The sequence below is a fragment of the Mycobacterium barrassiae genome (genome assembly GCF_025822765.1).
Classification (GTDB): domain Bacteria; phylum Actinomycetota; class Actinomycetes; order Mycobacteriales; family Mycobacteriaceae; genus Mycobacterium; species Mycobacterium barrassiae.
Map to the genome: position 1 here is coordinate 382,859 of NZ_JACKUK010000023.1, position 25,310 is coordinate 408,168.

Below are 25,310 nucleotides of genomic sequence, written 5' to 3' on the forward strand. Positions count from 1 at the left end.
ATGCGCTCCTTTGGGCTGCTACTCCTGGTCGGCCGGATAGGCGACAGACTTGACTTCCGTGTACTGGGTGAACCCGACGATGCCGTTCTGCCGGCCGACGCCGCTGGCCTTGTAACCGCCGAAGGGCGTGTCCGCTCCGTAGCCTGCGGTTCCGTTGAGACCGATGAAGCCGGCCCGCAGTCGCCGCGCCACCGCCAGGGAATGGTCCAGTGAACTCGACATCACGTTGCCCGCGAGGCCGTACACACTGTCGTTGGCGATTCGCACCGCGTCGTCCTCGTCCTCGTAGGGGATGACGGCCAGGACGGGGCCGAAGATCTCCTCCTGCGCGATGGTCATCTTGTTGTCGACATCGGTGAAAAGTGTTGGGCTGACCCAGAATCCCTTGTCGAACTCCTTCGGCGGCTCCGTGCTGCCCACCAGCATCGTCGCGCCCTCGTCGACACCTTTGCGGATGTAGGACAGGATGCGTGACTGCTGTTTGGCCGAAATGACCGGACCGCAGATCGTGCCGGGGTCCTGCGGATCGCCTGCCTTGATGTTCTCGTAGATACCGCGCAGGATCGCCACGCCTTCGTCGTAGCGCGACCGCGGCAGCAGCATCCTCGTCGGGGCCGCGCAGCCCTGACCCGCGTGCATCAGCGGTCCGATGCCGATCAGGCACGCAGTGTTGAAGTCCGCATCCTCGAGCACGATGGTCGCCGACTTGCCGCCGAGTTCGAGGAACAGGCGCTTCATCGTCGCCGCGCCCTTTTCCATGATCCGCTGGCCCACCACGGTCGAACCGGTGAACGAGATCATGTCGACCTTCGGCGACAGGGTCAGTTCCTCACCTACGAAGTGATCCGACGCGGTCACGATGCTGACCACACCCGCTGGGATATCGGTCTTCTCGGCGATGAGCCGACCCAATCGGGTGGCATTGAACGGTGTGTTGGGGGCGGGTTTGAGGACGACGGTGTTGCCTGTCGCCAGGGCCTGTCCGAGCTTGTTGATCGTGACCTCGAAGGGGAAGTTCCACGGCACGATCGCGCCGACCACGCCGACCGGCTCGTGCCACACCTTCCGCCTGGTGTTCACGCCCGTCACCGAGACGACCTTGTCACCGAGGTCGGCCTCCCATTCGAAGCTGTCGATCAGCCGGGCGGGATACTTGAGGCCGTCCTCCAGCGGTGCATCGAGGTGCGGGCCGTGCGTCACCGCTCGCGGAGCGCCGACCTCGAGGATCAGCTCCTCGCGCAACTCCTCGAGCTCGCTCTCGATCGCTTCGTGCAGCTGGAGCAGGCAACGCTTCCGAAGCTCCCGGTTGGTCGACCAGTCGGTCTCGTCGAAAGCCCTTCTGGCGGCGTCGATTGCGCGATTCATGTCGGCCTTCGACGCATCGGCGACCTCGCCGATGACCTCCTCGGTCGCAGGATTGATGTTGGTGAAGGTCCCCGCCTCCCCATCGACGAGCTTGCCGTCGATGAGCATCCTGGATTCGAATTTCACTGCGGTGGCTTCAGTCACTGCTCTCACTCCTGTCGGGTGCCTGTTGCGTGTTTCGCGCCGCCAACGACGCCATGCGCTGCAACGCCGCCGGCGGAAGAATCTTGGCGGCAAGAACCATCGCCCGCTGGGTCGCCGTCAAGGGGTATGCACCGCCGCGCATCGCACCTTGCCGCGGTATCCCCATGACGAGCCGTGACATGTGATGCATCCCCGCTGCCGGCAGCATCCTGTTGGACACCAACAACATCGAGGCATCCGGGCCTACGCCGTGGCGGCGGAACGGTGCCCGGTCACTCAGCGCCTTCAGTAATCCGTCGACGAACTTCTCCGGAGGCCGGGCGAGCTTCATTGCCAACCGCCCGCGGGTGTTCATGGTGTTGTGGATGCGCACATAGGGGCCGTCGAAGTTGCGATCGTCGGTCGTGCCGGCGTCGGTGATGATGTCGGTGTCGTAGGTGCCGGTGACCAGGATCGTGACCCCGAGGCCGAACGGCGCGATCTCACCGGCCAGCGACTCGCCCCACCGCTCGAGTGCGCCCTTGGCCGCCGAATACGGGGCGATGCCGGGCTGACCCCTGACGCCGCCCGCACTGGACACCAATACAATTCGTCCTCGTCCGGCGTCGCGCATCCCAGGCAGGAGCGCCTTCGTCAGCTCGACCGGACCCAGCACATGTGTGGCCAACATTCTCTGCCACAGCTCCATGTCGGCCTCTTCGACCATGCCCGCAGCCGAAATCCCGGCGTTGTGCACCACGGCAAAGGGAGGGCCCACTGCCTCCTCAATCGACTTGGCCGCCGCCGCGATCGACGCGCTGTCGGTGACGTCGAGTTGCACGCCGATCAGCCGATCGTCGTCGGCCTGCGCACCGGTCTCCTCGCGGAGTAACGGCATCCCGCGATCCGGATTGCGCATGGCTGCTACGACGCGCCACCCCTCGTCATAGAGGCGCGCCGCCGATGCGAAGCCCAAACCCCTGGAAGCACCGGTGATGACGATGCTGCGTGTATCAGTCATTCGTACTTTCAGTCGCGCAGCGGTTGCTGATCGAACCCAGCTCGACGTCGACGTTGCGGTACGGCCCCTGCTGCCAGGTGGCCCACTTGCCTACCGAGTACGGACCCTCGGCGCCGTTGGCGCGGTAATACCCCTGCGGGTCATACACCTTCGCCTCGGGGTACGGCCACGGGCAGGCAACCGAGGTGGCCAGACCGCTGGCCTTGATCGCCCAGAACCACCCGCCGTAGGCGAAGTACGCCACGTTGATGATCACGAACATGACCAGGAACGTGCCGAGTACCGGCTTCTTCGGAAACAGCCTGGCCTTTGCAGCGAGCTTCTCCGCCACCGACTTTCCGGTGTCGTCGCGGTAGACGAGGATGGCCGCCGGAATCATCACGAACGTCACCGACAGCGACTCCCAGATCAGCGGGAACTGGAATGTGCTGCCTGGGAACAACGTTCCGAACGGGATGGCCTGCGAGTAGATGTACAACCCTGTGCGCACCAAGCTGACTTCCAGGATCGCGTCGAAGATGAAGCCGATCACCAGCACCAGCCCGCCGAGGCTGATCAGCGGGTGCCGGCTGACGAAAGCCTCGGGACCATGCTTGGCCTGCAGCTTGCGCAGGATCCAGATCGCTGGGAAGTACGGGCCGAAGTAGAACAGGACGTACCCGAACACGATGAACGGTTCGACCGTCGGCGACATCATGATCAGGTACCAGTTCTCCGGCCAGTGCAGCAGCGCGGGGTTGTACACCGCGTACGGCGACCAGTTCATGATCGGGTCCTGCCACACGATCAGCGTGGTGACGAGGACCATCAGCAGAACGGGGCTACCCGGGTTCTTGCGCCAGCCACGGATGAAGCCGACGGTGAACGCCACGACGATGATCACCGCCCCGACCTGCGGGATGATCTGCCAGTGGTCGAACCCCGTCAGGAATTCGACCGGGCGAGGCCTTCCCTCGACGTTGGGGTTGGCCACGCGCGGGTCGACAGCCGTCCGGCCGACCGCGGCAAACAGGCCGAAGAAGCCCAGCCACGCCAGGAGAGAGATGACGCGGCCCCAGTTCGGCCCCTTGCGCGGCGCCTGCGCCTTTTCCTGCTCGGTGGGAAGCGGTCTCGAATCCGTGGTCATGTCATTCCTCCCCGAACCGGTCGACCAGATGTGAGTTGACGCCATCGGCATCGAGCGTGCGAGCCACCAGGTATCCCGAGCCCATCCAGGCTCGACGAGTCCATTTGCCCAGTGACACACGGGTTCCCGGTGCTCCCGAGGCGGCGGGCATCATCTTCACGCGCTCGAGCGCCTCCTTCACCCCGCGCGGGCTCAGCGGGTGAGCGTCGGTGAAGGCACGGACAAGTGTCGCGGCGACGTCGCGGTTCACCACCGTCACGCAGAACTCCGGACGACTGCCGTACTTCGCCGCATACCGGTCCAGGAATTCCTGTCCGATGGGGTTCTCCTCGTCGTACTGATCGACCCCGATCCAGCCCATGAACGCGTTCCACATGATGGGGTTCACCCACGCGTTCTGAAATGCGGTGGTGGTGAACCGCGGCGGGTCCCAGTCGACGGCCTCGAGCGCCGGGTTGACGAACACGATGCCGAACCCGAAGCCCAGGTGCACGATCGCCTCGGCCTTCGCGTCGTGCAACGTGCGTACCGCTTCGTTGATGTCCTGCGCGGTCTGAGCGATCGACGCTTCGGCGACGATCCGAATTCCCTTGCGGCGACACGCGCTCCGCAGGTTCTTCAGATAGCTCTCGCCGATCAGACTCTGCTCGACCAGGACGCCGATCTCATTGAGGCCGCGTTTGGCGACGAGGTCGGCGATGAAGATTGGTTCGTCGGTCATCGACCCCTGGGGAAACGCGAATGTCCACTCACCCAGCCAATCGTCGGTGCCGGTGACGCTGATAGCAGGCACCTTGAAGCGTTCTTCGATCGCCTCACGCATCGGCACACAGTTGTCGGTGATGTTGGGGCCGAAAACCACGAGGCAGCCCTCGTCGACCAATTCACCGTAGGCATCGATCACCGCCTTCACCGAACCCTTCGGCAGGCCTTCGACCTCGCGGTAGATCATCTGCACCGGACGATCCATCAGGCCCTGCTCGACGGCTTCTTCGAAGATCAGGTCGAAACACTGGGTGAAAGAGGCCAGTAGTTCCTCTGGAAAACCAGGGGGCAGCGTGAAGTCCATCAGATAGCCGACCTTGATGGGCTCCGCGGTGCTTTCGTAGGACATCTGACCTCCCTGGGGGTCGACCTAATATTTGTTCAGACCCTAGCGGGCGGCGGTTCGCAGCGTCAACGGACGTCGGGGGTACCGAGGTAGACGTCGATCATCTCGTTGAGACCACGCCCGACCGACGCGTCATCAGTGAGCGGCCCCGCGATCGCGGCTCTGGCGGCATCGGGCATGGTCAGGCCCTCGGCGATGAGCCGTCCCGCCGCGATGAGCACCCGTGTCGAGGCGACCTCGCGCAATCCGCCGGTCTCGAGCCGGCGCATGGCCTGCCCGAATTTCACCAGTTCGGCAGCGGTCGCCCGGTCCACGCCCGATTCGTGGGCAACGATCCCCTCTTCGACCTCGGGCTCGGGGAAATCGAACTCGATGGCGACCATCCGTTGCCTGGTGGAGTCCTTGAGGTCCTTCAGGACGCTCTGGTAGCCGGGGTTGTAGGACACGACCAGGCCGAACCCCGGCGCCGCGTCAAGCGTGATCCCGAGCCGCTCGATGGGCAGTTGCCGGCGGTAATCGGCGAGCGGATGCAGCACGACCGTGGTGTCCTGACGGGCTTCGACGACCTCGTCGAGGTAGCAGATCGCGCCCTCTCGCACCGCGCGGGTCAGCGGCCCGTCCACCCATACCGTTTCATCGCCCCGCAGCAGATATCGACCGACCAGATCGGCGGTGGTGAGGTCGTCGTGGCAGGCCACGGTGATCAGTGGGCGGCCGAGGTCGTACGCCATCGCCTCCACGAAGCGCGTCTTGCCGCAACCGGTCGGACCCTTCAGGACCAGCGACAGGCCTTGGTGATACGCCGCCTTGAAGACGGCCTCCTCGTTGCCCACCGCCCGGTAGTACGGGCGCGAAGGGTCGACCTGCGGCATGGCGCCATTCTGATACGCGAGCCCGGACTCGGTGCCCATAGCGCCCCTTTCGTCGCCCCGCGTCGTTGCGTTGAGTCAAAGCCTAGACGGAACAGATGTTTGTTTCAAGGATGTCGGGTGTTCCGATCCGCAGTGCCGATAACGCCTTCGGTGGCCGCACTTGGGGCTTCCAGCGTTGGCGCACAAGCAAAGTCACGATGCACGGCGCCGTACTTCCGCCGAACGAACGGCCGATCGGAAGAGCGGTCCGACGATGCTCGCCAGTTGTTCGGGTCGGGCGATGGTCGCGTGCGCCGTACTTCCGAAAACCTTCTTCAAGGCCGCGATATCGGTGCCTGCTCCCACCGTCAGGCATACACAGCCGGTCCCCCGACGACGCGCTTCGGTCAGCGCGCGCCTCGCGTCGGCGGCTCCGTAGGCACGCTCATAACCGTGGTCGTATGCCAGTCCGTCAGACACGACGACCAGCAGGCGCCGCGACGTGCCGCCACGCGTCTCCAGGACAGCGGAACCGTGGCGGATAGCGGCCCCGAGACGCGAATACGCACCCGGCTCCAGGCTGTTCAGGCGTCGGATCACCCGCGCGTCGAGGTGGTCGTCGAATCTCTTGACGGGCACCATGTTCACCGCTGCACGGCCCTGTGAGTAATACGCGTAGAGCGCCACGCGGTCACCCAGGTCATGCAGCGCGACGGTGAGATCGGTGATCACCGCGAGTTGCTGCTGATGAACGGTCCGTCCCACCGTTCCCGGTTCCGCCGCCGAGCCCGAAACATCGAGCAGCAGAAGCACTGACAGGTCACGGCGACGCCGCAGACTGTCGAGATACACGGCCTCGTCGGGCACGGATCCGGCCCGCACCTCCACACGCGCCTCAACCGACGCGTCGATGTCGATGTCGTCGCCCTGGGCCTGTCGATGCCGGCGATGCAAGCCCATACCGAGACGCGCCAGGGGGCGGCGCACCCCGATGGCGGCCTCAATGGCCTGCGGCGCGGACGGCTTGATCCGCGGTTCGATCTCGCGCACGGTACACCAGTCGGGCCGGTAGCTCTTCCGATCGGCGTCCCACTCCGGATACTTCAGACCGTGCGCCTCGATGTCGGCGACGTCCTCGGCCGACGTTCTGGCCGTGGACGACACCGCGAACGCGCCTCGGTTCGCCGAATTGGTGCGATGGGTCGGCGAATCGGCGCCCGGCGGTCCGCCGCCGCTGCTTCCCGACTTCCGCGCCGACGACAACATCTTCTTCAACCACTTGCCGATGAATCCGCCCCCGCCAACCGGATTGGTGAACAGATCGGGGTCGCCGCTGTCGTCGACCTCACCGTCATCGAGTTCTTCGAGGGCTTCCTTGCTTTCGCGCCGGGGAACGTGCGCCACGGAGTCGTGGTCCACCTGCTCGGCCGCTCGGACGCCGACCGCAAGCACCTTCTTGGGCCGAATGACACCGAATGTGGTCGGCGGATCGTCGAGCGGATCCTTACCCGACGCGATGGCGAGCGAGGACTCTGGGGAGTCGCTACGGCCCCCTGTTTCGGCGTCGGCGAACGAACACAGCACACCCGGCAACACATCGGCGTTGGCGGCGAGAGCCCGATGTCCTTCGACGGTCAGATAGCGTTCGGCCACCCGGGGATGCCGAAGCAATGCGCCCACGATGTCGGGGGCGAGGCTGCCCGCCGCGATCAGTGAGGCATGAGCCGCGACCGATTCCAGATTCTCGCGCGCGGGTGCGGCGGGATCGACGAATATGGACTGTCCGTCGGTCCACGACGGCTCGCCGGGGTCGAGGGGTGCCACCGCGACGGGTCGACCGGCGAGCGCGGACGCCAACATGCCCAGCGCCTGCAGGTGGTCGCCACCGGCGTTGTTCGCCACAGCCACCTCCGACCAGTCCACCGTTGACCAAATATCTGTTCCACCGTAGAGTCCGGTCGTACTGGAGTCAATCAAATGCAGGCTTGACGCAGACGTGCCGATCGGTGAGCAGAACGAGCGCCGAATCAGCAAGGAGTACATGGTGATCGACTTCGAAGGCCAGGTCGCGATCGTGACCGGGGCAGGCCGTGGACTGGGCAGGCTGTACGCACTGGACCTGGCCCGACGGGGTGCGGCGGTGGTCGTGAACGACCTCGGAGGCACCATGGGTGGCGAGGGCGCGGATACCGCCGTTGCCGATCAGGTGGTCGACGAGATCAGGGCAGCGGGCGGACAGGCGGTCGCATCGCATCATTCGGTGGACAGTCCCGAGGGCGGCCAGGCGATCGTCGACACCGCGGTAGACACCTTCGGGCGGCTGGATGCCGTGGTCAGCAACGCCGGAATCTTCAACAGCATCCCGTTCGAGTCGCTCTCCCCCGACGACTGGCGGCGCATGTTGCGGGTGCACCTCGACGGCGGCTTCTACCTGAGCCAGCCCGCGTTCAAGGTGATGATGAGACAGAACTACGGCCGGTTCGTGTTCATCTCGTCGTCGGCGGGCAACTTCGGCCAGCCGATGGAGGCCCACTACGCAGCCGCAAAGACCGGCCTCGTGGGCCTGTCCAATGTCATCGCGATCGAGGGTGCGGCACACGGAATTCTCTCCAACACCGTTCTGCCGACCGGCTTCTCGAGGATGGTCACCGAGACGGTCGGTGACGAGAAGTTCCTCGAAGAGTCGGGTTTCATGCGCGCCATTCGTGCCGAGCTGGTCGTACCGCTCGTGGTCTTCCTGGCCAGCCGCACCTGCGACTGCACCCACCACAACTACTCGGCGTGCGCGGGACGCTACGCCCGGGTATTCGTCGGGCTCGGCGAGGGCTGGCTGGCCGACGCAGGGACCGAACCGACCGCCGAGGACATCGCCACGCACCTCGATGAGGTGTCGGCGACCGACAAGTTCACCGTGCCCGACTCGATCGTCGACGAGGTACTCGAAGTCTGCGACCGCCTCGGCATCAGCGCGATGCCCGACAACGCCGAGGTCGCCTTTCCCGAGCCGACGAAGAGATAGAAACCGCCGTGGATATCGACGAACTTCTCACGACGACCAGATCCGCTCGCAAGGCACTCGATCTGGACGCACCCATCGAAATCGACGTCATCCGCGACTGCCTGCGCATCGGACTGCAGGCCGCGAACGGCTCCAATCAGCAGTCGTGGCGCTGGGTGGTCGTCACCGACAAAGTGTTGCGCGACAAGATCGCCGATCTCTATCGCACCGCCTATCTGGCGAAGGTGGGCGGCCAGATGATCTCCGGTTTGATGCCCGCGGGCACCTCCGAAGCCAAACTGATGTCGTCTACCGAGTGGCTCGTGGAGCACCTGGCGGACATCCCCGCGCTGGTGATTCCCTGTTACGAAGCCACGATGCCGAGAACAGCGGGTGACGAATCCTTCTATTTGGCAACTCTTTACGGTTCGATCTTTCCCGCGGTGTGGAACTTCGCCCTGGCGCTGCACAGCCGCGGGTACGGGACCTGCATCACGACCCTGCACTTGCACCACAAGGCGGAAGTGCGGGACTTGCTCGGCATTCCCGAGTCGTTCACCCAGGGCTGTCTGCTCCCCGTGGGACGCCTGCGCGACGGCTTCCGGTTCAGGGCGGCACCCCGCCGTGCGATCGACGAGGTCATCGGCATCAACGGTTGGGAGGGACGACATGGGGAAGACGACTGATGGAAAGGACGAAGATGAGCGACGACCTGGCTGAAAGAGTTGCCCGGCTGGAGGATCGCGAGCAGATCCGCGAGTGCATGATGCGCTACGCGCGTGGCATGGACCGACGTGACCGGGCCCTACTCCGGTCGGCCTATCACGACGGCGCCGTCGACGATCACGTCGGATTCATCGGCGAGGTCGACGACTTCATCGACTGGGCGTTCGCATACCACTCGACCCAGACCCGTTACCAGCATTATCTGCTGAACCACACCGTCGATCTCAACGGCGACGAAGCGCACGCGGAAACCTATTACCTCTTCGTCGGGACCGACCGTGAGCCCGCCAACCACATGACGCTCTCGGGCGGCCGGTATGTGGATCGGCTGGAACGTCGCGACGGCCGGTGGGCGATCGTCGACCGGGTGTGCGTCGTCGAGTGGAACGCGGAGTCGACGTCGTTCATCACCGACGAGGTGATCGCGATGATGGCCGGCTCCATGAAGGTCGCCACGCATGACACGACGGATCCGTCGTATGACCGCCCGTTGGTCGCCTCACGCACGGACGCGTTGTCATGAGCGGCCCCTGCGGCGTCCCCGCAGTTTCGGCGGGGGTCGGTAGGATCTGCTTGCAGTTGTCAGGGCCGACCACCCCAGGAAAGGTACGCAGGTAGCGATGGCCAATGCCGACGCCGTGGGGCGGACTCCGAGGAGCGGACGACCCGCGGTCAAGAGGGGCAAGCGTGCCCCGAAACTCACGGCCATCAGCAATGAACCAGCTGGCGACGCCACACGGCGCACGGAGATCCTCAAGACCGCGAACTCGGTCATCGCCACCACCGGACTTCGCACGTCGTTGCAGCAGATCGCAGATGCTGCGGGCATCCTTGCGGGCAGCCTCTATCACCACTTCGACTCCAAGGAAGCGATCCTGGTCGAGCTGATCAGGCGCTACCACGCCGACCTGGACCGCGTCGGCGAGGAGGCGTTGATGCGCCTCGATGAGGCGGACCCCCGTCCGGTCGCCGAGCAGATCACCGAGCTTGGCTGCGCGATCGCACGCTGCGCGGCCGAACACGGGGCCGCCCTGCAGATGTCGTTCTACGAGGGGCCGAGCTCAGATCCCGAGTTGATGGAACTGACCCAACGCCCGCCGACGGCCATCCAGACCGCGATGTTGCAGGCGCTTCGGGCCGGACGCTGGAGCGGTTACATCCGAGGCGATCTCGACCTTCCCACCCTGGCCGACCGGGTATGCCAGAGCATGTTGCACAGCGGCCTGGACGTCGTTCGGCACAAGGCCTCACCGGATGAGGTGGCGACGCTCAAGAGCCACATCGCCCTCGAAGGCCTCGCGGTCGATATGCCCTCCGATGCGGACCTCGACAAGTCGAACGCGTTCGCGGCCGCCGAGGAGGTCATCAAGAGCTGGGTGGACACCGAGGACGACAGCGACCTCAAGGCCGCGCACGTGCGCGCCGTGGCCCGCTCCGAATTCGGCCGGCGCGGCTACGAGATGACGACCATCCGCGACATCGCGTCCGCCGCAGGCCTGGGCACCGGCACCGTTTACCGCGTCATCGGCTCGAAAGACGAACTGCTGATGTCGATCATGCTGGAGTTCGGGCACAAGGTCGGCGGCGCGTGGACGGACATCGTGCGGTCGGACTCCACCACGATCGAGAAGCTTGATGCGTTGAGCTGGTTGAACATCAACGCGCTCGACCAGTTCCCCGACGAGTTCCGCATTCAGCTGGCGTGGCTACGCCACACTCCCCCGGACACCGCCAATCCCGCGTGGTCGTTCACGACACGGATTCGGCAGATGAAAGCGCTGCTCTCCGAAGGTATTCGAGCAGGGGAAATACGTAAAGACAGTCCGGCCGCCGACATGTTGGCCCGGTGCATCATCGGTGAGCAGTGGATACCGGAGAACATCCTGCAGCGAATCGGCACGCGTAATGCGTTGCTCCTGGCTCGTGACACCACCCTGCGGGGCATCAGCGTGCGTAAGGTCTGATGACGACGAACAGCTGTCAGTCCGATCCGCGATGGTCCCGCAGCGCACCGAAGCGAGGGATGCCCATCATCACGCGGATCATGTGATGCATGACCACTGAGGGCATGAACTTGTTCGCCAACAACAGCATCCGCGCATCCGGTCCGACCGATCGCCGCACAAAGGCCTTGCGGCTATCGAGCGCCTTGGCCAGACCGACGGCGAACTTCTCCGGTGGGCGGGCCGCCACCTTCATCGCGTAGCGGCCGCGCTTGTCCATCGTCTTGTGGTGCCGAGCGTACGGCCCGGCGAGATCGCGGGAGTCGGTGGTGCCCTCGTCGGTGATGATCTCGGTGTCGTAGGTGCCCGCCACCAGGATCGTCACGCCGATCCCGAACGGCGCAACCTCGCCGGCCATCGACTCGCCCCATCGCTCCAGTGCCCCCTTCACCGCAGAATACGGTGCGGTGGCGGGCATGCCGCGGATTCCACTTTCGCTGGACACCAGCACAATTCGCCCGCGCCCCGCCGTGCGCATCGACGGCAAGAGCGCCCTCGTCAGCGCCACCGGGCCGAAGATGTTGGTGGCGAACATCCGCTCCCACAGATCGAGCGGCGTCTCTTCGACCATGCCTGCGGCCGATATCCCGGCGTTGTGCACCAGTCCGTATGGCGCGCCGACGGTGGCGGTGATCGTCGAAGCGGCCTGCTCGATCGAATCGGGATCGGTCAGGTCGAGTCGGACGCCAAGGAGGCGGCCGTCGTCGCGGCTTGCGCCTGTCATCTCGCGCAGTCTGTCCAAACCCGACTCCACCGACCGCATTGCCGCCACGACCGTCCACCCCTGGCGGTAGAGAAGCGACGCGGAGGCGAGCCCGAGACCGCGTGACGCACCGGTGATGACGACGCTCCGTGAACCTCCATTGGCGCTGTTCATGGGCTATCGCGTGATGACGGGCAGGCGACCCCACCCACGGACGCTGGACGTGTGCGCCATCGCGGCATTGTCAAAGTCGACGTCCCATTCGGGCCACCGTGACAGCATCTCCTCGAGTGCGACCCGCGCCTGCATTCGAGCAAGCGACGACCCCAGGCAGAAGTGCAGTCCCTGACCGAACGACAGATGGGATCCGGTCCGGTGGATGTCGAAACTCTCACCGCTGGGATAGCGCCGTTCGTCACGGTTCGCTGAACCGTTGAGCAGCAACATGATCGATCCCTCGACAACGGATTGGCCGTGAACTTCGGTATCCCGGGCCACATGGCGTGCCTGCACCGGCGACGGCGACTCGAAACGCAGCACTTCCTCGATAGCGCCCGGGATCAACGAAAAGTCGTCCACGAGTTCACGCCGCTGGTCCGGGTGTTCGGCGAGGAGTTGGCCGATGAAGCCGATCAGCCGGGTGGTGGTCTCGTTGCCCGCCCCGGCGATCATGCTGGTATAGGTCAGCACCTCGATACGGGTCAGCGGTCGCAGCTCGCCGTCTTCTTCGACCTCCGCGTTGAGCAGTTGTGTCATCAAGTCGTCGGCCGGATGTTCGGCTCGCCATTCGATGTAGTCGGCGAACAGCTGGTATGCGTTTTCGAAGGTGGCGGCCGACACCGACTGGAAACTGCCATCTTTCAGACCGATCGATGCATCGGTGTTGTCCCGGATCTGCTGCTGACCTTCTTCGGGTATGCCGAGCAGATATCCGATGGTCCGCATCGGGATCAGCGCCCCGAAGTCCGCAATCAAGTCGAAACTGGACGCGCCTTCCAGTGCATCGAGTGCACGGATGCAGTACTGACGGACCAGGGGCTCGATGGCCTCCATCCGACGGGGCGTGAAAACCTTTGACAGGACCCGCCGATGGATGTCGTGAAGTGGTGGGTCCTCGAAGAGGATCACTCCCGGTGGTACCTCGACACCGCTCATGATGATGTCCATCGTGGTGCCCTTGCCCGAGCGATAGGTATCCCAGTGGTGAAGTTCGCGCGCGACATCGTCATAGCGGCTCAGGGCATAGAAGTTGTACTTCTCGTTGTAATACAGCGGAGCCTCGTCCCTCATCCGCCGCCAGATCGGATAAGGATTGTCGTCGATGTCGAAGTCAAATGGGTCGTAATACAACTCGGTGGTGCTGGCGCCGGTCATCGACTGCTCCTCTGGTTGGTCATCAGATCGGTGAATGCATCACTGAGTCCGTCGGGCGATGAGTCGTTGGAACGCGCGGCCCCAGGCAGTACCTGTTCGCCCACCCGCTTGAGATACGGCCACGCAAGGTCTGGCGGGATACCGCCGCACAGCGGGGACAGGTTGAGAATTCCTCCGCGGCGAACGATCTCTACAGCCTCGTCGACGCTGATGATTCGGTGTGAGGGGAAGTCCGTTCGAAGGCTCGCGACATCGCCCGCATTCGAGATGCCTGCGGAGACCTCGTTACCCGGATTCCACTGCGCGTACATTCGGGCGTCGTGGAGCAGGTACTCACCGATCTCGTTCCATGCGGCGTCGACATCATCGGCGACGAAGGTGACGGTGGGCGTGTCCGGCGGGGGCAGCAGCGCTGCACCGGGTTCGTGACCGTGTTCGCGGCACGCGGATTCGTACGCCTCTTGCATACCGGCGACGGTGCCGTTGGCGAGCAGGCCGAGGCCGTATCGGCCGGCCCGCCGAGCGGCCGCGATGCTCGCACCACCCCACATCAGCGCCGGACCGCCGGGGGTCTGCGGTGGCGGCGACACGAAGATACGGCGGCCGTCATGCACGGTCGGCTGGCCGGTGAGCAGGCTGCGCAGCAGATCGAGCTTCTCGTCGGCGAGCCTGCCCCGGCGCTTCACGTCGAGGCCGAAATGTTCGAATTCCTCGGGCCGATAGCCGATTCCGAATACATAGGATGCCCGTCCCCTGCTGATGATGTCGAGGACCGCCATCTCTTCGGCCAGCCGGACGGGATCGTAGAAGGGTAGGATCACGACCAGGCTGAGCACCAGCCGTTCGGTGCGGGCCGCGATGGCAGCCGCCAGCACCAGCGGCGCCGGAAGGTAGCCGTCCTCGGAGCCGTGGTGCTCACACAGAACGGCTGCGAGGCAACCGTGCTCCTCAGCCCACGCCGACATGTCGATGGCCGCCGCGTACAGGTCCGTCGTCGGTGCGCCGAAGGCGGGTGCGCGCATGTCGAACCGTATCGAGAACACTGGCGGTCTCCCTTCAACTCATTCGAATGCGTGACGCGGCAACGTGTTCGGCAGATCGAGCGAGCTCAGCAGGCCCGGCGGCGCGTCGACCACGTAGGGAATCGCGTTGACCACCCGCATCGCCGTGGCCGACATCGCGGCGTGGCCTGCGGCATGTCCCTCCGCGGCGCCGACATTCATCGCGCAGTGAATGTCGGGATCGCCTTCGATGTCGACGCGGTATGTCGCGTCGAACTCCGATGCCGGCCATTCCGGTGCGACATCGCGCGCCATCCGGATGATGTGCTCGACGACGATGGCTTCGCGTCCGTTCACCACGCCCGCAGCCCGGGTGCTCACCGCACCGCAGGTCCCCGCCTTGATCGTGCCGAACGCCACCTCGATATCCCTGTCGGTGATTTTCCGGTCGAGAGTTCCGCGGATCTCTTCGACCTCGACCCCGAGTCCTGCCGCGATCAGATGGATTGGTGCCCGCCAGGCCATTTCGATGAAGCCGGGGGTCTTCAGCAGCGGTTCGAAGTCCAGCGGGTGGCCGAAACCCATTCCGTTCATCATCACGTCGGCGACCGGGTAGTGGTCGTTGAGTGCGACCTCGGTGACCTTGAGGCAGCGGATCTTCTTGGACTGCGTGGAAAGCATCAGCGCGAGCTGATCGGAGCCGAACCCGGGGAAGATGCCGGATGCGTAGAACGACGCATTTCCCGATTTCGCAGCGGTTTCCATCTGCTCGCGCCACTGCGGTGAGTAGTACGACGGCGGATACACCAGGCTGGTTGACGACGTCGATACGACGTTGATACCCGCTTCGAGCAGCTTCACGTAGTCGGACACCGCGGCCGCGTCGCGTTCGGGACCGCTGGCGGCATACACCACGCAGTCGGGTTGCAGCGCGATCAGTGCCGCGTCGTCGTTGGTGGCACTGAGGCCGATCGGCGCGATGCCCGCGAGCACGCCCGCGTCCTTGCCCACCTTCTCCTGCGAGTGCACCCACACCCCGACCAGGTCCAGGTCTGGTCGGCCGCGGACCGCGTCGATGGCAATCGATCCGACTCCGCCGGTCGACCACACCACGGTTCTCAGCGGTGCTGACACGAGTCCTCCTTATGGTCAGGCACGTTGGCCGCCATCACAGCGCGTTCCAGATACGGCCAGGCGATGTCCGGCGGGACACCGCCGCACAGTGGAAGCAGCGGAAGCGGACGGCCGCCCCGCATGTACGCGGCGGCCCCGTCGACGGTGAAGATCCGGTACGGACCCTGCGTCTCACGCAATGCGCTGAGGTCGGGCGCCCACATGTCGAACAGCAGGGTGAGCACCAGCGCCGGATCCAACAGGGGGTGGTCACGCCGACCGACTATAACCTAACATTTGTTCTGCTCCGTTGTAATAGTGATTGCTATTCTAAATCGTGGTCCGGGGGTCTCGACGAGGAGGAAAGATGGCAGAGGGCAAGCATCGCGTCGTGGTCTGGTCCACCGGTGGCATCGGCTCGATCGCGATCCGCGCCATCCAGGAGCGACCGAACCTCGAACTCGTCGGCGTGTGGGTGCACTCCCCCGACAAGGACGGTAAGGACGCCGGTGAACTCGCCAACGGCGAACCGATCGGGCTGTCCACCACCGCCGACGCGGACGCACTCATCGCGCTCAAACCCGACTGCGTCATCTACGCGGCCAGCGGTCCCGAACGCGATGCGCTGGCGATCCCCGATTACGTGAAGCTGCTCTCCGCCGGGATCAACGTCGTGACCACGAGCACCACCCGGCTGGTCAACCCGCATGCCTATGAGCCCGCCGAATGGCGCGATCAACTCGTCACCGCCGCCAAGGAAGGGCAGGTGTCGCTGTACGCATCGGGTATCGAACCCGGCTTCGCCGCCGACTACCTGCCCCTGGTGCTCGCCACCCAATCGTCGCGAATCGAGAAGATCCACGCCTACGAGATCGGCCTCTACGACGACTACGGTGTGCCCGACATCATGAGCGACGCAATGGGATTCGGCCGTCCGCTAGATTACCAGCCGTGGATCAGCCTCCCGGGTGCCATTGCCGGCGAGTGGCAGGGCCAGATTCGCATGATCGCCGACGCGCTCGGCGTCGAGGTGACCGAGGTGAGGGAGAAATTCGACCGCGCGGTGACGAACCGGACGCTGGAAGTGGCGATGGGCACGGTGGACACCGGCACCTGCGGCGCCCTGCGCATGCAGGCGATCGGTGTCGTGGATGGCCGCGAGGCCATTGTCATCGAGCACGTCACCCGGCTGGCTCCCGATGTCGCACCCGACTGGCCGACGCTGCCGAATGCCCTCGGCTACCGCGTGGTCATCACCGGCACACCGGACATCGACTGCACCTACGATGTGACACTCCGTGATCGCAAGAAAGCGGGCATCGAGAGCATGACCTCAGGGGCGGGCGCGATGGTGGCCACCGCCATGCGTGTCGTGAACGCCATCCCGTATGTCATTGCCGCGCAACCAGGTTTACTCAGCTCAGTCGATCTGCCGTTGACGATTCCGCAGCACGCGTTCAGCCCACACGGGTGAGCTTCAGCGGCATCTCGATGTCGAGCACCTTGTTGAAGCCGCAGGCCCCGCTGGGACCCACCGTCCTGTCCCAGCCCAGGTACTGGCTGCTGTCTGGATAACCCCGCCAGAAGACAAACGACTGCGTGCCCGGATGAGCTGTGCCGTCGATGCACGGCTCCCAGTTCTCCACGACGTGGCTGACCTTCCATCGTCCGCTCATGAACACGAGGTCACCGCTCCAACCGTGGTCGCTCGTCACACGACCCGTGCAATCCTGATACGTCGTGCAGGAGGACGTGATCGTCCATGTCTGCGTGACACTGCGCTCGGGGTGGTACGAGTCGTTGGTCTTGGCCCACTGCCCGTCCGAAAAAGCAATGAACGTCCCGTTGATCGCCTCCTCGTCCTGCGCCGCGGCCGGAGCAGCCCCGCACGTCGTCCACGCCGCGATCACCGTCGCAGCGATTACCAGGGCGCGGATCACGGCATTCCCCCGAGCATCAGGTCCTGCCAGGTCGACGGCGGCTCGGCGAGGTCGGTCTGCCTGGCGACGGTGCCGTCGGGTGTGGCGTACTGGCCGGTGGCGGGGTCGTAGTGCGCGATCGCTACCGAAGGACCTACCGAAGGATTCGGTCCGGAAGCGTTGGGAACCAACGAACTTGGCGTGGCGGGCACGGCGCCGGCCAGCGGACCGGGAGGTGGTGGCCCAGTCGGTGCGGCCGTCGCCGGTAAACCCGGCATCGGCGGTATTCCCGGAGGCAATGGCGCAGCCATCGGCGGTGCCGGCGCAACGCCCGCGGGCGCGGGTGTTACCCCCGGCGGTAATGGCGTGCCCTGGATCGGCGCGTAGATGTTCTCCTGGAAAGTGACCCGATCGTCGAGCGGAACGCCTTGCGCGATCAGATTCGGATCCATCGGGTAGGGGCCAACCGTATGCTGGCGCATCGCAAGCGGCTTGTAGGGCTGATCGCTGTAACACTCCTCCACCGTCGGCGCCCTCTTGCCCGGTACTCCCATACACGGCGCGTTGCGTGCACCCCGCACCTCGATCGGTGAATCCTGCGGTAGCTTGCAGTAGATGCCGTCCGGCGTGTCCACCGTGGTCTGATCGGCCGGGCTACGCCACTGCGACGGCGGGAGGAACCCCACCGTGCACGGGTTGGGGTCAGTGAGTGAGATACGGAAGTCGCCCAGCGGAATTCCCGTCGGATTGTTCTCGGGAGCAGATGACAGGGCGTTGGCGACGAACGGTGGCAGCAGTACCAACACCTGTTCGAGCGAGGGCCGGTACGTGACCGCCACCTTGCCGAATGTGGTCATATTGGCCAGCAGCACCGGCAGGGTCGGCTTGATCTGATCGAACAGCCGCGAGACCTCGTTGGCCGCATCCGGACCCTGTTGCAGCAGCGACCGAATCTGCGGGTCGTTCACCACCACCTGATCGGTGATTCCTGCGAGGCTTCGCGCCCACAAGCGCAGCGCATCGGTTGTCGCGGCTTGCGAATCCAGCAGTGGCTGCGAGTCTTCGATGAGCGTGGTGGAGCGATCGGCTGTCCGATTCAGGTCGGCGGAGATCTGTGCCGACGAGTCGAACAGCGAGCCGAGATCGAAACCGGCATCGTTGAACGCCAGAAACGACTCGTCGATCAGCCCGGTCAACGTGTCCTTGGGAATGCTCTGGATCAGGTCGTTGGCGCGATCCAGCATCGGGCTGACCGGTTGTGGAATCTTGGTGTCGCTCATGGCGATCACTGAGCCGTCATGTAGATAGGGCGGCGAATCGGTGCGCGGCAGCAGCTCGACGTACTGCTCGCCGATCGCCGAGACGCTGCGTACCTCCGCCTCCAGATCCGCGGGGATCTTCGGTGAGGTGTCGAGCGTCAGTGTCGCCGTGGCCTTGCTGCGGGACACGTCCATCGCGGTCACTTTGCCGACCTGCACGCCGCGATACGTCACGTTCGAAAACCGGTACAGGCCACCGGAGGACGGCAGTTCGAGTGTCACCGTGATCTTGCCGACGCCGAGCAGTGTGGGCACCTGCATGTAGGCGAACACCATCACCAGAACGCCGACGATCGACGCGATCGTGAAGATGACCAACTGAATCCGGACGAAGCGTGACAGCATCAGCCACCACCGCCGGGGTCCCACGGGGCGGGATCAACGTTGGGGATCGGACCGAACGGCGGTGAAGTCCCCACACCGAGCGGGAACTTCGTGTAGTAGGCGTCGTAGCCGGGGTCACCTGGGGCAGGGATCAGCGACGCTCGGTCCTGCCCCAGCCGGGTACCGAGTAAAAGCCCCCGCTTGAGTCGTGGATTCGTCCAGTCAACCGTGACGAAGAGGTTCACGTAGTCACCGCGGACAGCGCGGTCGATGAGGTTCTGGCTCATCGGGAAGGTCGGGAGGAACGCGAGGGCGGTGTCGATTCCGGGTCCGACATCGGCGAGGGCCTTCAGCGTGGGTTCGAGGTTCTGCAGGTTCTTCACCAGGTCGGCCTTGGTGTCGTTGACCAACCCGGACACCGTCTGGCTGAAGCGGCCCAGCTCCACGAGCGCGGTCGTGAACCGCGGTCGTTCGCGCAAGAGGACGTCCAACGCCGGCGGGATCTTGTTCAAGGTGCGGGTGAGCGTCTCCTGTTGACTGCCGAGCCGCTGCGCGAACCGGTTCAGCTCCTCGATGGTCGCAATGATGTTGTCCCGCTGCTGATACAGCGTTCCGACGAACGTGTCGAGGCGGTTGATCAGATCCCGAACGGCGTCGGAGCGCCCGGACAGCGCGGCGTTGAAGTTGTGGATGATGTCGCCGATCTGGCCCAGCCCGCCGCCGTTGACGACCGCGGCGACCGACGACAGCGTTTGTTCTGTCGACGGATACGTCGATGTCTCGCTCAGCCCGAGCGTCGACCCTGGTTTCAGCCGACCGGCGGGTGCCTGCCCCACCGGCGGGTCGAGGGCCACGTGCATGGAGCCCAACAGGCTCGTCTGCCCGACGGTCGCCACAGCGTTGGCGGGCACGACGACGTCGGGCTTCACGTTCAGCTCGAGATCGACGTGCCAACCTCGCAGCGTCATCTTCCCGACGCTGCCCACCACGACGTTGTCGATCATCACCGGCGAATTCGACTCCAACGTACCGATGTTCGCCAGTTCGGCGTGATACACCGCGGCGTCACCACCCCGTCCGACCGCACCGGGCAGCGGCAGGGAGTTGACTCCTTGGAACGCACATCCGGTGACGGTCACCATCATCGCGAAGGCGACCGCCAGCACACGTCGGCCGACTCTGAGCACGGTCATGGCGGTGTCCCGTCAGCGGGTGGCGGCGGGGCAGGCACTTCACCTGGCGCAGGCGGCCTTTCGGCGGGCAGCAACATGCTCTGCAGGCTGGGCGTGGGTGGCGCCGGAGCGGCACCGGGCAGCGGGCCGGGTGGTGGACCGGGTGGCGGACCGAAGCCCGGTGGCGGCGGGACGTCGCCGTCCAACCCCGTGAACGCGGACACGGCCGGTGGGGGTTCCGGCGGGTCCGCCTCGCCATCGCCTCCTGGCATCAGCCTCGGTTCGCTGTAGCGAAGCATGTATGGCGGCGGGTTCGCCGTCAGGAACGGATTGAACGGAAACGGCAGGTTGTTGAAGTTGAGCCGGTCCAATGCCGGGCTCAGGTACTGCGAACACAGCTTACGAGAGGTGGGCGCGGTGACGTTCTCGAGGGCGCCGACCATGCCGCAAAGAGCCCAGTCCGGATTCGACATGTTGTTGAACACGAACACCCCGCTGGCTGCCCCGGTCCGCGGGTCGAACATGTTGACGGCGTTGGCGATCGAGTGCGGCGCGATGTGCAGGACGTTCTCCAGCGCCATTCGGTTGTCCGCAAGGGTCTGGGTGACGTTGGCCAGCCGCTGGATCTGCTCGGCCGTCTTGTCGCGCGTGCCGTTGATGAATCGCGTCGTCTCCCCGACCACGTCCGACAGGTTCTTCAGCGCCGCGTCGAGATCGGACCTGCTGTTGTTCACGACACTGGTCAGGGTCGCGAACCTGTCCTGGAACTGGACGATCTGCTCGTTGCTGTCGCGCAGTGCGGTGACGAAGGTCTGCAGGTTCGCGATGGTGTCGACGATGTCGCCACTTCCGTCGGCGAGGATCCGCCCCACGCCGGACAGCTGCGCCAGCGTCTGGCGCAGCTTTTCGCCGTTGCCGTCCATCGCGGTGGCCGCGCTGTCGATGAAGCGCCCGACCGAACCCGTCGACATACCGTTGGTTGGCCCCAATTCGGTTGCCAGTCGCGTCAGTTGCTCCTTGACCTCGTTCCATTCGACCGGCACGGCGGTCCGCTCGATCGGGATGACCGCCCCGTCGCTCATCGCCGGTCCGGACTCATACGCCGGGGTGAGCTGGACGTAACGCGCCGAGACGAGGTTCTGCGCGACGAGCACCGCCTTCGCGTCGGCCGGGACGCGGATGCCGTTCTCGACGCGCAAGGTCATCTTCGCCTGCGTCCCGACCGGCTGGATCGACTCGATGGAGCCCACCTTCACCCCGGCGATGCGGACCTCGTCGCCGGGGTACACCGCGGTGGCGGTGGTGAAGTAGGCGGTGATGGTTGTCGAGGGAAAGAAGGTCTGCCGAATGACAATGGCGGCGCCGCCGATGAGCGCGACGACCAACGCAGCCGCCAGCGCGAGCCTCACGATTCGGTTACCGGTCATCACGGCGGTGTCCCCACTGCTCCCCCGGACCGGGAATTCCGTTGTAGGGGAATGGAAGTTCGGCACGTGGACCCGCGTTGTCCGGGGGTTGACCCGCGTTGACCCCACGACGGAAGCCGAACGCGTAGTCCAGGAATGGTTGCAGCAGCTGGCCGAAAATGATGTTCGGGATGTAAGCCTGGTAGTACGGACCGTTGCCGATGGTCTCGCCGAGGGTGGTCTGGAACTTGGCCAACCCCGGAAGGGCCTTGGCGATGTTGTCGCGGTTGTTCTCCAGGACCGCCGTCACCGCGTTCAACTTGTCCAGCGTGGGCGCGAGCTCCTGCTCATTCTCGTGGATCAGTGCGGACAGCTGGGTGGCCATCGCGGACGTGTGGGCCAGCAACTCGACGATCGCATACCGGCGCTCCGACAACACCGCGATGAGGTCGTTGGCGTTGAGCAGCAGAGTGTTCACCTGTTGACTGCGGTCGGCGAGGATCTTGGTGACGTCCGCACCGTTTTCGAGCAATGCACCCAACGTGTCGTCGCGGTCGTTGAGCGCACGGGAAAGGCTGGTCACCGATTCGAAGGTCGGACCCAGTTGCGGCGCAACCTGATCCAGCGTCGACGACAGCGTGTCCAGGGACTGGTTCAAGGATGCGATGTCGGTGCCCGCGGTGTTCGACGTCAGCTCGTTCACAGCTTCGGTCAACGAATACGGCGAGGCCGTCCTCGATGCAGGGATGACCTCCAGGGGTCGCATCGTGCCTTCGCCCTTGGACTCCAACGTCAGCACCCGCTCACCCAGCAGCGTCCCGGTGCGGATGTGGGCGGTGGTATCCGAACCCAGCTGCACCGACCCGTCGATGGTGAACGTCACCAGAGCATTGCGCCCCTGAAGCGCGACGTCTGAGATGGTGCCCACCTTGATGCCTGAGATCGTCACGTCGTTACCGACGACGACGCCACCCGCGTCGGCGAACTGCGCCTGGTAGCGGATCGCCGTCGCCCACGACACCAACCGTTCCGGCGCCAGGCCCACGGCAATGACGAGGATGGCGAGGACGACGCCCATGAATCCCGCCCGGATGAGTTGCTTTCCACGGTATTTCAGCATCAGGGTTCGGTGCACCTCCCGTTCTCCTGCTTGAGCCACGGGAAGACCGCTGTGCGGCCTTGCAGGTCGGTGACCCGCCATTTCAGTTCACAGATGTAGTAGTTGAAGAAGCTGCCGTAGGAACCGGTACGGATCAGCTTGCGGTAGTTCTCGGGAGCCTTCTTCAGGCTGGTGTCGAGTCGGTCCTTCTGATTGTCGAGATTGGAGGCCAGCACGTTCAGCCGATCGATGGTTCCCGCGAGCGGAGGCCGCGCGTCACCGAGAAGGTCGGCGATCGAGGCGGATCCGTTGTTCAACGACTCGATCGCCTCGCCGATCGGATCCTTTTCAGCGGCGAGCTCGGTGACCAGCTTCTCGAGCCGGTCGATCGTGCCCGAGAACTTGTCCCCCTCTTTCGTCAGGGTCGCCAACAGGGTGCGCAGATTGTCGATCAACGCCTGGATGGTCTGGTTGTGTTCGGCCAGCGCCGCAGTGAACCCCGAGGTGTTGGAGAACAACGACTGTAGAGTGCCGCCTTGCCCCTGGAATATTTGAATCAGCGCAGCCGACAGCGCGTTGACGTCCTGCGGATTGAGTCCCCGGATAACGGGTTTGAGCCCTCCGAGCAGCAAATCGAGGTCCAGCGCGGCCTGCGTGCGCTCCTTCGGGATCTGCGATCCCGGGGGTAGTGGGGTGCCGTCGGTGCCCTCGATGAGTTCCAGATAGCGGTCACCGACCAGGTTGAGGTAACGCACCGCGGCACGGCTGCCGGTGGTGAGCCGCACGCCCGGATCTGCGTCGAAGGTGACGAGGACGGATTTGTCGCGTTGGAGTTTGATGCGTTTGACCGTGCCGACTCTCATACCGGCCACACGTACCGATTGACCCGCCTCGAGCCGCGACGCGTCGGCGAACACCGCCGAATAGTCTTTCGTGGAGCCGGTTTGATACTGGCCGAAGATGAAGAATAGCGATGCCGTCAGCAACATCATGACGACGACGAACATGCCGAACTTGATCAGCGTGGACCGCAGTGAACGCCTCATCCCGGCTGTCCGATCTGCGCGCTGTTACGCGGGGGGCCAGAAGTCTCGGTGTCACCGAACATGATCTGTTTGATCAGGTCGGAGTTGAGCACGATGCCCGGGTAGGTGCGCCGCCACGGGTTGGTTCCAGTGTCGGCGACCACATATGGCGGGGCGGCTCCGAACGGCATATTCGGCAGGCCGGTGCACTGGGGTCCGCCCTTCGCGCCCGCCTTGGGCAGATCCTGTGGGTAACGGTAATTCTGTTGCCCCCATAGGAATCCCGCCAGCACGGTCACTCCCGGCTCGTTCAGCGGCGGGCGTCTGGACAACTCGAGTATTCCGGATAACCCACACCACAAGGCCTCGCCGTACTCGCTGGCCAAGTCAGTGGTGGGCACGAGCAGATGCAGCACCTCGGTGAGCGGCTGGCGGTTCTCGCCGATCACCTGATTGCCGATATCCGCCAGGCCGATCACACTGACCAGCGCGGCATCGAGATTGTTCTGTTCGTCGACGATCGAGTCGCTGATTCGCGATGCGCGGTCGGCGATGGTCACGAAATCGTCTGCTGCGTCGGCATATGCGCGAGCGACGTCCGGTGCGACTTCCAGGTCGTGACTGAGCGCCGGCAGGGTCGGCTCGAGCTTCGCGAGATAGGAGTCAAGGTCCGACAGCATCTGCCCGATTTTCTCGCCCCGGCCTGACAGCGCAGAGGCGATCCCGCTCAGAGTGGCGTTCAGCTTGGCAGGTTCGATGGTCGACAACAACGATGTCAGTTGCTCGAAGACGGTATTCGCCTCGATCATGACGCGCTGCGCGTCGATCACCTGGCCGGCCCGCAACGACTCGCGGGAGGGGTCGGGCGGAAAGACGAACTGAACCTGCTTGGCGCCGAAGACCGTCGGCGATGCGATGTCGACGAGTGCGTTGGCTGGGATGGCGTCCAGCCGCGACGGGTCCATCGCCAGATGAAGGGCCGCTTGGCCGCCGGGCAACTCTTCGATCGACGCCACCCTGCCGACCTGCACCCCACGTACTTGCACCTTCGCGTCGGGGTTCATCACCAGTCCGGCGCGATCGGAGAGGACAGTCACCGGGACACTGTCGGAAAACCCTCCCCGGAACAGATTCGCGGCGACCAGAAACACCACGACGATGAGGGCGATGGAAGCCAAACCGATCAGCGGGCGCACGGCACTTCGCATCAGCGACCGCCTCCACACGGGCGTCGGGGCCGCGTGAGCAGGCGCCCCGCCGCTCGGCCAGACAAGCCTGTCCCACCTCCAGCGTGCGTCCGAAGTCCGCGCAGGACTCTACTTGGGAACATATCTTTGGGTCAATGTTTCCGTTGTTCGACATCGCATCCAACCTCGAATCCGATGACGCTGAGGTCAATATTCCGGCTGTTCTAGGTTTGCTGTGCAAGGCTCTCATATGCTGCGATGCACTTCAACCCCTAAAAATGAGACAGCATTGAGTTTTCTGTCTTGTTCCTGAAACGTCGCCACTGAATTCGTCGTGCGCCAAT

Annotated in this window: 23 protein-coding genes; 5 read left to right on the forward strand and 18 right to left on the reverse strand. The window is 64.7% G+C overall.

From position 1 onward, the window contains the following. Positions 1 to 18: 18 nt before the first annotated feature. From H7J93_RS12220 to H7J93_RS12245, 6 genes are all read right to left on the reverse strand, one after another. A complete protein-coding gene (locus tag H7J93_RS12220; RefSeq protein ID WP_267306981.1) occupies positions 19 to 1,473 on the reverse strand; it encodes an aldehyde dehydrogenase family protein in 1,455 nt (484 codons plus the stop codon). Positions 1,474 to 1,501: 28 nt separating this feature from the next. Then, complete coding sequence (locus H7J93_RS12225; RefSeq protein WP_267306547.1) at positions 1,502 to 2,509, reverse strand: SDR family oxidoreductase; 1,008 nt, start codon at positions 2,507 to 2,509, stop codon at positions 1,502 to 1,504. Then, positions 2,502 to 3,635, reverse strand: a complete 1,134-nt coding sequence (locus tag H7J93_RS12230) for a spirocyclase AveC family protein (protein WP_267306548.1) — start codon at positions 3,633 to 3,635, stop codon at positions 2,502 to 2,504. Before H7J93_RS12230 ends, H7J93_RS12225 begins: the two co-directional genes overlap by 8 nt. Position 3,636: 1 nt before the next feature. After that, on the reverse strand, positions 3,637 to 4,749 hold the full coding sequence (locus H7J93_RS12235; protein WP_267306549.1) for an ABC transporter substrate-binding protein: 1,113 nt from the start codon (positions 4,747 to 4,749) through the stop codon (positions 3,637 to 3,639). A gap of 62 nt (positions 4,750 to 4,811) precedes the next feature. Continuing rightward, entirely contained in the window at positions 4,812 to 5,657 is an 846-nt protein-coding gene (locus tag H7J93_RS12240; protein WP_267306550.1) for a CbbQ/NirQ/NorQ/GpvN family protein, read from the reverse strand. Positions 5,658 to 5,810: 153 nt separating this feature from the next. After that, positions 5,811 to 7,457 (reverse strand): nitric oxide reductase activation protein NorD, encoded by a 1,647-nt coding sequence (locus tag H7J93_RS12245; RefSeq protein ID WP_267306982.1) that lies wholly within the window; start codon positions 7,455 to 7,457, stop codon positions 5,811 to 5,813. Between the two features lie 184 nt (positions 7,458 to 7,641). On the opposite strand from H7J93_RS12245, the gene H7J93_RS12250 reads away from it, so the two are divergent. The 4 genes from H7J93_RS12250 to H7J93_RS12265 all read left to right on the forward strand — a co-directional run bounded on the left by H7J93_RS12250 (position 7,642) and on the right by H7J93_RS12265 (position 11,285). Further along, a complete protein-coding gene (locus H7J93_RS12250; protein WP_267306983.1) occupies positions 7,642 to 8,616 on the forward strand; it encodes an SDR family NAD(P)-dependent oxidoreductase in 975 nt (324 codons plus the stop codon). Positions 8,617 to 8,624: 8 nt separating this feature from the next. Further along, a complete protein-coding gene (locus H7J93_RS12255; protein WP_267306551.1) occupies positions 8,625 to 9,281 on the forward strand; it encodes a nitroreductase family protein in 657 nt (218 codons plus the stop codon). 14 nt (positions 9,282 to 9,295) lie between these two features. Beyond that, positions 9,296 to 9,844 (forward strand): nuclear transport factor 2 family protein, encoded by a 549-nt coding sequence (locus H7J93_RS12260; RefSeq protein ID WP_267306552.1) that lies wholly within the window; start codon positions 9,296 to 9,298, stop codon positions 9,842 to 9,844. Between the two features lie 97 nt (positions 9,845 to 9,941). Continuing rightward, positions 9,942 to 11,285 carry a TetR/AcrR family transcriptional regulator gene (locus H7J93_RS12265; protein WP_267306553.1) on the forward strand — a complete coding sequence of 448 codons (1,344 nt, stop codon included), beginning with the start codon at positions 9,942 to 9,944 and terminating at the stop codon, positions 11,283 to 11,285. A gap of 16 nt (positions 11,286 to 11,301) precedes the next feature. On the opposite strand, the gene H7J93_RS12270 is transcribed toward H7J93_RS12265, so the two are convergent. The 5 genes from H7J93_RS12270 to H7J93_RS12290 are packed head-to-tail and all read right to left on the reverse strand — an operon-like array spanning position 11,302 to position 15,775. Next, complete coding sequence (locus tag H7J93_RS12270; RefSeq protein ID WP_267306554.1) at positions 11,302 to 12,201, reverse strand: SDR family oxidoreductase; 900 nt, start codon at positions 12,199 to 12,201, stop codon at positions 11,302 to 11,304. 3 nt (positions 12,202 to 12,204) lie between these two features. Then, entirely contained in the window at positions 12,205 to 13,401 is a 1,197-nt protein-coding gene (locus H7J93_RS12275) for a cytochrome P450 (protein ID WP_267306555.1), read from the reverse strand. After that, the gene (locus tag H7J93_RS12280) at positions 13,398 to 14,444 is read right to left on the reverse strand and encodes an LLM class flavin-dependent oxidoreductase (RefSeq protein WP_267306556.1); all 1,047 of its coding nucleotides are present in this window, start codon (positions 14,442 to 14,444) and stop codon (positions 13,398 to 13,400) included. Before H7J93_RS12280 ends, H7J93_RS12275 begins: the two co-directional genes overlap by 4 nt. Positions 14,445 to 14,462: 18 nt before the next feature. After that, positions 14,463 to 15,536: an NAD(P)H-dependent amine dehydrogenase family protein gene (locus H7J93_RS12285; RefSeq protein ID WP_267306557.1), complete on the reverse strand. Its 1,074-nt coding sequence runs from the start codon at positions 15,534 to 15,536 to the stop codon at positions 14,463 to 14,465. Then, positions 15,521 to 15,775 carry a hypothetical protein gene (locus tag H7J93_RS12290; protein ID WP_267306558.1) on the reverse strand — a complete coding sequence of 85 codons (255 nt, stop codon included), beginning with the start codon at positions 15,773 to 15,775 and terminating at the stop codon, positions 15,521 to 15,523. Before H7J93_RS12290 ends, H7J93_RS12285 begins: the two co-directional genes overlap by 16 nt. 107 nt (positions 15,776 to 15,882) lie before the next feature. On the opposite strand from H7J93_RS12290, the gene H7J93_RS12295 reads away from it, so the two are divergent. Continuing rightward, positions 15,883 to 16,989: an NAD(P)H-dependent amine dehydrogenase family protein gene (locus H7J93_RS12295; protein WP_267306559.1), complete on the forward strand. Its 1,107-nt coding sequence runs from the start codon at positions 15,883 to 15,885 to the stop codon at positions 16,987 to 16,989. Here H7J93_RS12295 and H7J93_RS12300 read toward each other — a convergent pair. From H7J93_RS12300 to H7J93_RS12330, 7 genes are read right to left on the reverse strand one after another with little or no spacing between them, the layout of a single operon-like run. Next, positions 16,973 to 17,452 carry an Rv2253/PknI dimerization domain-containing protein gene (locus tag H7J93_RS12300; RefSeq protein ID WP_372507882.1) on the reverse strand — a complete coding sequence of 160 codons (480 nt, stop codon included), beginning with the start codon at positions 17,450 to 17,452 and terminating at the stop codon, positions 16,973 to 16,975. The two genes, H7J93_RS12295 and H7J93_RS12300, sit on opposite strands and share 17 nt — an antisense overlap. Further along, positions 17,452 to 19,098, reverse strand: a complete 1,647-nt coding sequence (locus H7J93_RS12305; RefSeq protein ID WP_267306561.1) for an MCE family protein — start codon at positions 19,096 to 19,098, stop codon at positions 17,452 to 17,454. The genes H7J93_RS12300 and H7J93_RS12305 overlap by 1 nt, the downstream gene beginning before the upstream one ends. After that, the gene (locus H7J93_RS12310) at positions 19,098 to 20,264 is read right to left on the reverse strand and encodes an MCE family protein (protein WP_372507883.1); all 1,167 of its coding nucleotides are present in this window, start codon (positions 20,262 to 20,264) and stop codon (positions 19,098 to 19,100) included. Before H7J93_RS12310 ends, H7J93_RS12305 begins: the two co-directional genes overlap by 1 nt. Positions 20,265 to 20,266: 2 nt before the next feature. After that, positions 20,267 to 21,676: an MCE family protein gene (locus tag H7J93_RS12315; RefSeq protein WP_267306563.1), complete on the reverse strand. Its 1,410-nt coding sequence runs from the start codon at positions 21,674 to 21,676 to the stop codon at positions 20,267 to 20,269. Continuing rightward, a complete protein-coding gene (locus H7J93_RS12320) occupies positions 21,666 to 22,775 on the reverse strand; it encodes an MCE family protein (RefSeq protein WP_267306564.1) in 1,110 nt (369 codons plus the stop codon). The genes H7J93_RS12315 and H7J93_RS12320 overlap by 11 nt, the downstream gene beginning before the upstream one ends. Continuing rightward, entirely contained in the window at positions 22,775 to 23,800 is a 1,026-nt protein-coding gene (locus H7J93_RS12325) for an MCE family protein (protein ID WP_267306565.1), read from the reverse strand. Before H7J93_RS12325 ends, H7J93_RS12320 begins: the two co-directional genes overlap by 1 nt. Further along, positions 23,797 to 24,987: an MCE family protein gene (locus H7J93_RS12330; protein ID WP_267306566.1), complete on the reverse strand. Its 1,191-nt coding sequence runs from the start codon at positions 24,985 to 24,987 to the stop codon at positions 23,797 to 23,799. The genes H7J93_RS12325 and H7J93_RS12330 overlap by 4 nt, the downstream gene beginning before the upstream one ends. Between the last annotated feature and the right edge of the window lie 323 nt (positions 24,988 to 25,310).

Bases quoted from the DNA above. Each gene is read 5' to 3' on its own strand.
- H7J93_RS12220 (WP_267306981.1), bottom strand. From the start codon at position 1,473: ATGCTCATCGACGGCAAGCTCGTCGATGGGGAGGCGGGGACCTTCACC.
- H7J93_RS12225 (WP_267306547.1), bottom strand. From the start codon at position 2,509: ATGACTGATACACGCAGCATCGTCATCACCGGTGCTTCCAGGGGTTTG.
- H7J93_RS12230 (WP_267306548.1), bottom strand. From the start codon at position 3,635: ATGACCACGGATTCGAGACCGCTTCCCACCGAGCAGGAAAAGGCGCAG.
- H7J93_RS12235 (WP_267306549.1), bottom strand. From the start codon at position 4,749: ATGTCCTACGAAAGCACCGCGGAGCCCATCAAGGTCGGCTATCTGATG.
- H7J93_RS12240 (WP_267306550.1), bottom strand. From the start codon at position 5,657: ATGGGCACCGAGTCCGGGCTCGCGTATCAGAATGGCGCCATGCCGCAG.
- H7J93_RS12245 (WP_267306982.1), bottom strand. From the start codon at position 7,457: ATGTTGGCGTCCGCGCTCGCCGGTCGACCCGTCGCGGTGGCACCCCTC.
- H7J93_RS12260 (WP_267306552.1), top strand. From the start codon at position 9,296: ATGAGCGACGACCTGGCTGAAAGAGTTGCCCGGCTGGAGGATCGCGAG.
- H7J93_RS12265 (WP_267306553.1), top strand. From the start codon at position 9,942: ATGGCCAATGCCGACGCCGTGGGGCGGACTCCGAGGAGCGGACGACCC.
- H7J93_RS12270 (WP_267306554.1), bottom strand. From the start codon at position 12,201: ATGAACAGCGCCAATGGAGGTTCACGGAGCGTCGTCATCACCGGTGCG.
- H7J93_RS12275 (WP_267306555.1), bottom strand. From the start codon at position 13,401: ATGACCGGCGCCAGCACCACCGAGTTGTATTACGACCCATTTGACTTC.
- H7J93_RS12295 (WP_267306559.1), top strand. From the start codon at position 15,883: ATGGCAGAGGGCAAGCATCGCGTCGTGGTCTGGTCCACCGGTGGCATC.
- H7J93_RS12305 (WP_267306561.1), bottom strand. From the start codon at position 19,098: ATGCTGTCACGCTTCGTCCGGATTCAGTTGGTCATCTTCACGATCGCG.
- H7J93_RS12315 (WP_267306563.1), bottom strand. From the start codon at position 21,676: ATGACCGGTAACCGAATCGTGAGGCTCGCGCTGGCGGCTGCGTTGGTC.
- H7J93_RS12320 (WP_267306564.1), bottom strand. From the start codon at position 22,775: ATGCTGAAATACCGTGGAAAGCAACTCATCCGGGCGGGATTCATGGGC.
- H7J93_RS12325 (WP_267306565.1), bottom strand. From the start codon at position 23,800: ATGAGGCGTTCACTGCGGTCCACGCTGATCAAGTTCGGCATGTTCGTC.
- H7J93_RS12330 (WP_267306566.1), bottom strand. From the start codon at position 24,987: ATGCGAAGTGCCGTGCGCCCGCTGATCGGTTTGGCTTCCATCGCCCTC.